Raw genomic sequence first — 596 nt, forward strand, 5'->3', positions numbered from 1 at the left:
TGTATGCGGCCACCCACACCGCCCTGGAGGTGTTGCAGTCCTGGCTCGGCGCGGATCGGGCGGCCACGTTGGTGGTGTTGACCCATGGTGGCGTGGGGCTGGCTGGCGAGGACATCAGCGACCTGGCCGCCGCCGCGGTGTGGGGCATGGCGCGTTCCGCGCAGGCCGAAAATCCCGGCCGGATCGTGTTGATCGACACCGATGCGGCGGTGGATGCCTCGGTGCTAGCCGGCGTCGGGGAACCCCAGCTGCTGGTGCGCGGCGGCACTGTGCACGCCCCCCGGCTGTCCCCGGCCCCGGCGTTGCTAGCGTTACCGGCGGCAGAGTCGGCGTGGCGATTGGCCGCCGGTGGTGGCGGGACCCTGGAGGATTTGGTGATCCAGCCCTGCCCGGAGGTACAGGCACCGCTACAGGCGGGGCAGGTGCGCGTGGCGGTGGCGGCCGTCGGGGTCAACTTCCGCGATGTGGTGGCCGCCCTAGGGATGTATCCCGGCCAGGCCCCACCGCTGGGTGCCGAAGGCGCCGGGGTGGTGCTTGAGACCGGTCCCGAAGTGACCGATCTTGCCGTCGGTGACGCCGTGATGGGATTCCTGGGC

At 71.5% G+C, this 596-nt stretch carries 1 protein-coding gene; it reads left to right on the forward strand.

What is annotated here, in order from left to right; genetic code table 4:
* Window positions 1-596, forward strand: a 596-nt coding sequence (locus FJO69_RS07735) for a SpnB-like Rossmann fold domain-containing protein (RefSeq protein WP_170177218.1), incomplete at both ends; no start/stop codon positions are given.

The organism is [Mycoplasma] falconis (genome assembly GCF_006385795.1).
GTDB classification, from domain to species: domain Bacteria; phylum Bacillota_I; class Bacilli_A; order Mycoplasmatales; family Metamycoplasmataceae; genus Metamycoplasma; species Metamycoplasma falconis.